The 6944-nt window shown below is 68.2% G+C and carries 11 protein-coding genes and 3 tRNA genes; 12 read left to right on the forward strand and 2 right to left on the reverse strand.

Going from position 1 to position 6944, the window contains the following annotated elements; genetic code table 11:
* The coding region (locus Q1N79_RS28795; RefSeq protein WP_300614231.1) for an acyl-CoA dehydrogenase family protein at nucleotides 1-911 on the reverse strand (911 nt) is incomplete at its 3' end.
* 90 nt (nucleotides 912-1001) lie between these two features.
* Between Q1N79_RS28795 and Q1N79_RS28800 the strand changes: the two genes are divergently transcribed.
* The 4 genes from Q1N79_RS28800 to Q1N79_RS28815 all read left to right on the forward strand — a co-directional run bounded on the left by Q1N79_RS28800 (nucleotide 1002) and on the right by Q1N79_RS28815 (nucleotide 1766).
* A complete protein-coding gene (locus tag Q1N79_RS28800) occupies nucleotides 1002-1253 on the forward strand; it encodes a PspC domain-containing protein (protein ID WP_300614232.1) in 252 nt (83 codons plus the stop codon).
* Between the two features lie 228 nt (nucleotides 1254-1481).
* Nucleotides 1482-1554: transfer RNA gene (locus tag Q1N79_RS28805), tRNA-Glu, on the forward strand.
* 30 nt (nucleotides 1555-1584) lie between these two features.
* Nucleotides 1585-1659, forward strand: a tRNA-Asp gene (locus Q1N79_RS28810).
* Between the two features lie 33 nt (nucleotides 1660-1692).
* Nucleotides 1693-1766: transfer RNA gene (locus tag Q1N79_RS28815), tRNA-Phe, on the forward strand.
* A 710-nt stretch (nucleotides 1767-2476) separates the two neighbouring features.
* On the opposite strand, the gene Q1N79_RS28820 is transcribed toward Q1N79_RS28815, so the two are convergent.
* Nucleotides 2477-3226, reverse strand: coding sequence for a GntR family transcriptional regulator (locus Q1N79_RS28820; protein ID WP_300614233.1), 750 nt, complete (start codon nucleotides 3224-3226; stop codon nucleotides 2477-2479).
* 134 nt (nucleotides 3227-3360) lie between these two features.
* On the opposite strand from Q1N79_RS28820, the gene Q1N79_RS28825 reads away from it, so the two are divergent.
* The 8 genes from Q1N79_RS28825 to Q1N79_RS28860 all read left to right on the forward strand — a co-directional run.
* Nucleotides 3361-3708, forward strand: a complete 348-nt coding sequence (locus tag Q1N79_RS28825) for a hypothetical protein (RefSeq protein ID WP_300614234.1) — start codon at nucleotides 3361-3363, stop codon at nucleotides 3706-3708.
* Between the two features lie 135 nt (nucleotides 3709-3843).
* Entirely contained in the window at nucleotides 3844-4209 is a 366-nt protein-coding gene (locus tag Q1N79_RS28830) for a hypothetical protein (protein WP_300614235.1), read from the forward strand.
* Between the two features lie 97 nt (nucleotides 4210-4306).
* On the forward strand, nucleotides 4307-4549 hold the full coding sequence (locus tag Q1N79_RS28835) for a hypothetical protein (RefSeq protein WP_300614236.1): 243 nt from the start codon (nucleotides 4307-4309) through the stop codon (nucleotides 4547-4549).
* Nucleotides 4549-4722, forward strand: coding sequence for a hypothetical protein (locus tag Q1N79_RS28840; RefSeq protein ID WP_300614237.1), 174 nt, complete (start codon nucleotides 4549-4551; stop codon nucleotides 4720-4722). The genes Q1N79_RS28835 and Q1N79_RS28840 overlap by 1 nt, the downstream gene beginning before the upstream one ends.
* Nucleotides 4719-5111 carry a hypothetical protein gene (locus Q1N79_RS28845; protein ID WP_300614238.1) on the forward strand — a complete coding sequence of 131 codons (393 nt, stop codon included), beginning with the start codon at nucleotides 4719-4721 and terminating at the stop codon, nucleotides 5109-5111. The genes Q1N79_RS28840 and Q1N79_RS28845 overlap by 4 nt, the downstream gene beginning before the upstream one ends.
* Entirely contained in the window at nucleotides 5108-5800 is a 693-nt protein-coding gene (locus tag Q1N79_RS28850) for a hypothetical protein (protein WP_300614239.1), read from the forward strand. Before Q1N79_RS28845 ends, Q1N79_RS28850 begins: the two co-directional genes overlap by 4 nt.
* A 74-nt stretch (nucleotides 5801-5874) precedes the next feature.
* Nucleotides 5875-6705 (forward strand): FtsK/SpoIIIE domain-containing protein, encoded by an 831-nt coding sequence (locus tag Q1N79_RS28855; protein ID WP_300614240.1) that lies wholly within the window; start codon nucleotides 5875-5877, stop codon nucleotides 6703-6705.
* Nucleotides 6706-6745: 40 nt separating this feature from the next.
* The coding region (locus Q1N79_RS28860) for a hypothetical protein (RefSeq protein WP_300614241.1) at nucleotides 6746-6944 on the forward strand (199 nt) is incomplete at its 3' end.

Consider the following 6944-nt stretch of genomic DNA (forward strand, 5'->3'; position numbering starts at 1 on the left):
AGATGCAAAGCCAGGAGCTGCGCCTGGTACAGCGACACGGCCATCCAGGCCAGCTTCGACTGGGTGAGCTGGAACCCGGCGATCGCCTTGCCGAACTGCGTCCGCGTTGTCGAGTACGTCACCGCGCTGTCCAGGCAGGCACGAGCCGCGCCCGTGACCCCCCACGCTATGCCAAAGCGCGCCTCGGTGAGGCACGAGAGCGGTCCGTGGAGACCGGTGACGCCCGGCAGGACGGCGGACGAAGGCAGCCGGACCGAATCGAAATGCAGCTCCGAGGTGGTGGACGCGCGCAGCGACAGTTTCTTATGAATGTCCCGCGCGCTGAAACCGCGTGCTCCGCGGGGCACCAGGAAACCGCGGATCCCCGTGTCGGTCGAAGCCCACACGAGCGCGATGTCCGCGATCGACCCGTTGGTGATCCACATCTTGGTACCGTTCAGCACCCAGTCCGAGCCGTTCCGCACCGCATGGGTCCGCATCGAGGATGGGTCAGAGCCATGATCGGGTTCCGTGAGCCCGAAGCAGCCGATGGCCGAGCCGTTGGCCATGGCCGGCAGCCACTCGTCCTTCTGCTCGTCGCTCCCGTACTTCCAGATGGGGAACATCGCGAGCGAGCCCTGCACGGACGCAGCGCTGCGCAGCCCGGAGTCGGCGGCTTCCAGCTCCCGGCAGGCGACCCCGTAGGCGATGGGGCCGGTGCCCGCGCACCCGTACCCCGTCAGGTGCATGCCGAACAGCCCGAGCTTGCCAAGCTCCGTCAGCACCGACCGCGGCAGCACGCCGGCCTCGAACCAGTCGGCGACGTGCGGCATCGCCTGGTCGGCAACGAACGCGCGAACGGTGTCGCGGATGAGCCGCTCTTCGTCGTTGAGCTGGTCGTCTATGCGAAGAAGGTCGGTGTCTGCGGACATATCGGCTCCCATCCATCTGTTACAGATCAGGGTATTAACCGGGGTGATTCCTGATGACAGGGCATCGGCCGAGTGGGCATCATCACATTCATGAGCGAAAACAACAGCAGCGGGGGCAAGCGCTTGCTCCGCATCCGGCAGGGCCGGATCGTCGCCGGTGTGTGCACCGGGCTTGCTGCCTACTTCGGGGTTGACGTGAACTTGGTCCGTCTCGCGTTCGGGGTTCTCACGGTCTTCTACGGGCTCGGCATCGTGTCCTACCTGATCGCCTGGGCCGTCCTCCCCGAGGAGGGTGAGGACGGGTCGATCCTGGAATCCTTCGTCAACAGGCACCGGCCGTAGCCCGGGGGCCTAACCCTGCGCGCCCGCTGCCCGGCCAGGGGCAGGTGCCGGACCGGGCGGGCCTGCGCAGGCGGTATCGTCTGTGGGAGGCGGATCACAGTTCTGCATACCATTGGAACGGTGGCTCGTGTGGAGGAGCCCGGCGCTTTGGTGGTTGCACCGTCTGTCCTCTATGCTGTGTCAGTCCCCGACGGCGGACTGATGTAGCTACGACGGTGCCCCGTCGAAGCCCCCATCGTCTAGTGGCCTAGGACACCGCCCTTTCAAGGCGGCGGCACGGGTTCGAATCCCGTTGGGGGCACGTCGTCGGCTAGAGTCGGCGATACCAGATGGTCCTGTAGAGCAGCGTGGAGTGCTCGCCACCCTGTCAAGGTGGAGGTCGCGGGTTCAAATCCCGTCAGGACCGCTGACGCTGGCCCCTTGACCGGCCCGCCGTCAAGGTCAGGTAGCTCAGTCGGTATGAGCGTCCGCCTGAAAAGCGGAAGGTCGACAGTTCGATCCTGTCCCTGACCACATATTCTTACCGTACGATCTGGCCTTTGGCCTGCGAGAACTTCGCTTCTGTCTGGTGCGGCCCACCGCTGTCAGATGCCCGCTAAGGTCCGCTAGCGACCGTCCTAGCCCGGTCGCCATCGCACGTGGATCGCACGTCTTCACCGTCAAGTCGGCGTTGACAAACACGAATCTCCCGGCCGCCACACTGCCCCGTCCAACCTGATAGGTGCCAAAGGGTTTGCCGGGCAAGGTCACTGCTCAAGGGTCTGCGGTTGCGGAGCAACCGACGCGCCGCAGGCGCGCCCTTGACAGTGACCTTGAACGGCAAAAGAATCGTTGGCACCGTTGGACGGGTCACCCGCACAGATCTGGCTAAGCGCGGTGCCGGAGACCTGCGTAACGGCGGGCAGCCGCCAGCCTGCGGGAAGCGGGGACAGCGGCCCGGCGCCGCCGCCGCGCCCGGTAGCGCCCGCGCGCGAGAGGGCGGGGCCTTAGCGGCGCCCCGGGCGCGGACAGTTCCCCGCCCATTCCCCGCCGAGGCCCGGTCCTGGCGGCCATACCCGTCCTCGTTTACGCTCCCTGTCCCTGGCATCCCCGCGCCTTCAGCCCCGATCGCTGCGCGGGCTCGGCCCGCGCCTGGCGGGAGCCGCAGGCGAGCGCCCTTGAAGCCGTATAGAAAGTTGTAACAACTCCAGTAGGCACGCTTCGGGCGGTATCAGACAGGCATTCTAGGTTGGGATGGTGTACTGCAGGATGAGCGTGTCTCCGGGGATGATCGAGATCATCACCCGCACGGGCTTATCGGTGGCGGTGTAGCCGGTGCGGATGTGCTCGGCTACCGGTGTTCCGGGCGCTATGCCCAGGCGCCTGGTTTCCTCCGGCGTCGGCATCCGGGTGATTATCTCGTCGATGTCGTAGACCTGCTCGTATCCGGCTTCGGCCAGGATGTTCTCACGGGTGGTGTCCTCGGGCTCCGCCAGCTCGGTTCCCCTGACGATCTGCTCGTCGAAGAAGTCGTCGGAGATGATCGCTGGCTTGCCGTCGATGTAGCGCACGTGGCGGCGGACCACGCACACGTCGGTGCGCGGGTCCAGCCGCAGGCGCTGCGCGATGGCGGGCGGTGGCTGGATGCGCTCGACGTCGAGGTCCTGGCGCGTCGGGTCGTGACCCTGGCTCTCGATGTCGGTTTCCCAGGCATCGGAGGTGGTCAGGATCGTGTGGTCTGGCCGCTCGAACTCCGACAGGTGCCACCGTAGCCGCTGGGCGCTTCGGACGAGCCGCCCGCGGCGTGGCCTGACGATCACCAGGCCTTCGCGTTCGAGGCCTTGCATGGCGGCACGCGCGGTCTGCCTGCTGACCCCGTAGGCGCGTGCTAGTTCTGGTTCGGATGGCAGGAGTGCCCCTGGTCCTAGGGTTCCCTCTTGGATCTGCCGCCGCAGATCGGCCGTGATTTGCTGCGTAATCGGCACGCTGGCCATTGTTGCTGGTCCTCCCTTGATGATCAAGCTTATCCGTGTAGCCAGCCGTGTCCAACTTGACAGTCAAGCTTGTATAGTCCAGACTCGTAGGCACAGAACCCGAGCGGTTCCAGACCTCATGAGAGGACGAGATCATGCGACTTCTGATCGACACGAGGAGCGTTCAGTTCCGGGTGGCGGGGCTGCCCAAAGCCCGTCCGGACTACAAGGACAAGGACAAGCAGGCACGCACGCCAGCGCCGGACAACCGGCCGATCTGGACTGTCCGCCTGGACGCGATCGACACCGAGCGGGAGACCAAGGAAACCATCTGGGTCGAGGTGGCCGGAGACGAGCCCAAGCTGATCTTTGATGGTTACGCCGTGGTTCGCGGCCTGGTGTTCGCGCCGTGGGTCGGCAAGGACGGCAAGATCAAGCGCGCGTTCCGCGCCGACGTGATCGAGCCCGCTGCCTCGTCCGGCAAGTCCGTCCAGGCTGCGTGAGCGGCCTGGACGTAGCGGAACCATCTTTTCCCGCAGGTCAGACCAGAGTTAGTCGTGGTGCCGGGTCCGGGGGGCGGCCATTCCCCGGCCCGGCCAGCCCGGACACCTACCCCTACCAGAGACAGGAGACCCGACATGGGCAGTCTCGGCACTTCCAGCCCGGCAGGCAGCCTGGTGCTGCCGGATATCCCGCCCATCACCATCCGCGAGCTGACGGTCGGCCTGGTCGACTTGCTTGGCAAGGCCGACGGCCTGGTGCCGCCCGCCTGTGCCAGCATCTACCAGGGCTCGCAGTCATTCGGCCTGGGCTTCGCCAGGTCAGCGGCCAGCCTGAAGGCTCTGACGGGCTGGGCGCAGCGCTTCGGCGCCGTCGTGGCGTGCGACGACTACACCGACGAGGACGGCCAGCAATTCCAGCACGCCTCCGTCACCTTCGGCTACTTCGGTGTCGAGGTACGGGCGTATGCCTTCGTCCCGGTCGGCCAGACCGGCACCACCTGATCCGCGCATAAGTGCCGGGCCTGGGAGACGGCCATCTCCCGGCCCGGCCAGCCAGAACAAATCCCTACCCCTACCAAGAAGCAAAGGAGCGTTCGGCATGCTCAACGCTACCAGCGCGGCGCTTCCGCGCGTAGTCCTGGACTGGCGGCACGCCCGGACCGGCCCGCTGGCACCGTGCGTGCTGTGCGGGCGGCTGGCGTTCTGCCGGTCCCCGGTCAAGGGCGAGCCCTGCCACAAGCGCTGCGCCGAAGCCTGGATCACCACGGCCACCATCGACCCGGCCACCCGCGCCCACCTCATCGACCGGCACACCCCCAAGCCGAAGAAGGCGGCGGCGTGATGGGCTTCCGGGTCATCTACCACGCCCAGGTCTGCCCCGAGTGCGGGTCGCGCGACGTCTCCACCCAGGACGTGCCGACCGGCGACGGGATCACCGAGACCGCCTACGTCTGCGACAACTGCCACCTCGCCTGGCCGATGGCCTGCATCAGCGACCTGGACGGCCCGTCATGACCGGCCCGCCCGGCGTCGTGTACCTGCTGCACTTCAGCCACCCCTACCAGCATGCCCGGCACTACACCGGCTGGACCGAAGACCTGATCGACCGGCTGGAGCGGCACGCCACCGGCAACGGCGCACGGCTGATGGCCGTGATCTACCGGGCCGGGATCGGGTTCACCCTGGTCCGCACCTGCGAAGGCACCCGCCGCACCGAACGGGCCATCAAGAACCAGGGCGGCGCCGTCCGCTTCTGCCCGCTGTGCACCCCCCGTCCCTGGGACGGCCCCTGGGGCCCCCCGCCGGGCGACCTGGTTCCCCGCTACTACCCCAACCGCGCCCCGCAAGGGCCGCACCGCTACATCCCCATGCCCCACCCGGCCGGAAGGCAGGACCAGCCATGACCACGACCAGGACGCGCGGCAAGCGCGACGACATGTACAACCTGGACCAGTTCATCGTCAAGATGCACCGCAGCCCGGCCGGGACCGCCTGGCGGTGGCGCACCGAACTGACCGTCCTCGGCGGCCTGGCCGCTGCCCTTGCCTGGCTGTCCGGCCAGGTCACCATCCACTGGGCGCCCCTGGTGCTGGCCGCTGCGATCGGCATCATCTTCGCGGTGCCGTGGTCACGGCGGTTCATCACCCGCCGGTTCTGGTGCGTGCTGGCACGCCACCGGTTCCAGCGGCTGTGCTGGGAAACCCGCCTGCACACCCGCGCCGGTCGGCTGCCCATCGTCGCCTGGGTGCGTCCCACCAAGGTCGGCGAGCGGCTGCACGTCATCTGCCGGGCGGGCACCTCGGCGGAGGACTTCGAACGGCACACCGGCGAACTGGCCGCCGCCTGCTACGCCCGCTCCGCGCGGATCACCCGCAACCGCCGCTGGTCCCAGCTGGTGACCATCGACATCATCCGCCGCGACACCCTCGCGGCCAGCCACCACGTAGACACCCCGCTGGCCCGGCTGTCCGCCGTCTACGCCAACGTCCTGGACGCCAGGCCCGCCCTGGCAGGCCTGGCCGCAGACGACGGCCCGGCGCCCTGGCCGCAGGCCAGCACCACCGAACCCGAACCGCCCGGACAGGCTGCCTAGCAGCCATGCCGCAGTGTCCCCGGAACCACCCCGTTCCGGGGGCCTGCCCACCCGGCCTGAAAGGAGGCCCTGTCATGACCGCGACACTGACCTGCCCGGCCACCGTGCCGGTATTCCCGTTCTCCGTCTTCGACCCCATCCACCTGGGCGTGGACGAGTTCGGCGAGCTGGTGCACGTCAACCTCGCCGAACGCAACATGCTGATCGGCGGGGAGCCCGGCGGCGGCAAGTCCTCCGCGCTGAACCTGATCACCGCGCACGGCGCGCTATCCGCCGACTGCCGCCTGATCCTGGTCGACGGCAACCAGGTCCAGCTCGGCCCCTGGCGGCACTCAGCCGACATGTTCATCGGCCCCTCGCTCAAAGACGCCATCGACGCGTTCACGCACTTCCAGCAGATCATGAACGGCCGCTACGACAAGCTGCTCGCCCAGGGCGTCCGCAAGGTCGCCCGCGGCGACGGCGAAGACGTGTACCTGGTCGTCATCGACGAGTACGCCTACTACTCGGCCACCGTCGGCAAGAAAGCTGACCGCGAGGACTTCGCCGCGCTCGCCCGCGACCTGATCGCCCGCGGCCGGGCCGCCGGGGTGATCCTCGTGCTCGCCACCCAGCGGCCCTCCCACCAGATCATCGACCCGTCCATGCGGGACCTGTTCTCCTACCGGCTGGCGTTCCGCTGCACCACCGACTCCTCCTCCGACGTGATCCTCGGCCAGGGCTGGGCCGCCCAGGGCTACAGCGCCGCCGACATCGACCCCCTCGCCCGCGGCACCGCCTGGCTGCTCGCCGAAACCGGCGTGCCCCGCCGGATCCGTACCGCGTTCCTCACCGACTCCGACATCCGCCACCTGGCCGCCTACGCCGCCCAGCTCCGCCGGAAGGACACCCCCCATGCCCGCTAGCCAGCCACCCCGCGCACGCGGGAACACTGTCAAGCCGCGCTTGACACCAAACCGGCGCAGACGCTACGTCGAGAACGACGAGTACGCCGCCTTCGTCCGCCGCGTCCTGCGCGCCTACGCCCGCCGCATCGCCACCGGCGACATCGACGCCATCACCGAACTCCACGACCTTTCCGAAGACGTCGAAACCGCCCTCGGCAACGCCGTCACCGGACTCCACCTGCTCGGCTACTCCTGGG

It is taken from the genome of Trebonia sp., assembly GCF_030042015.1.
Classification (GTDB): domain Bacteria; phylum Actinomycetota; class Actinomycetes; order Streptosporangiales; family Streptosporangiaceae; genus Trebonia.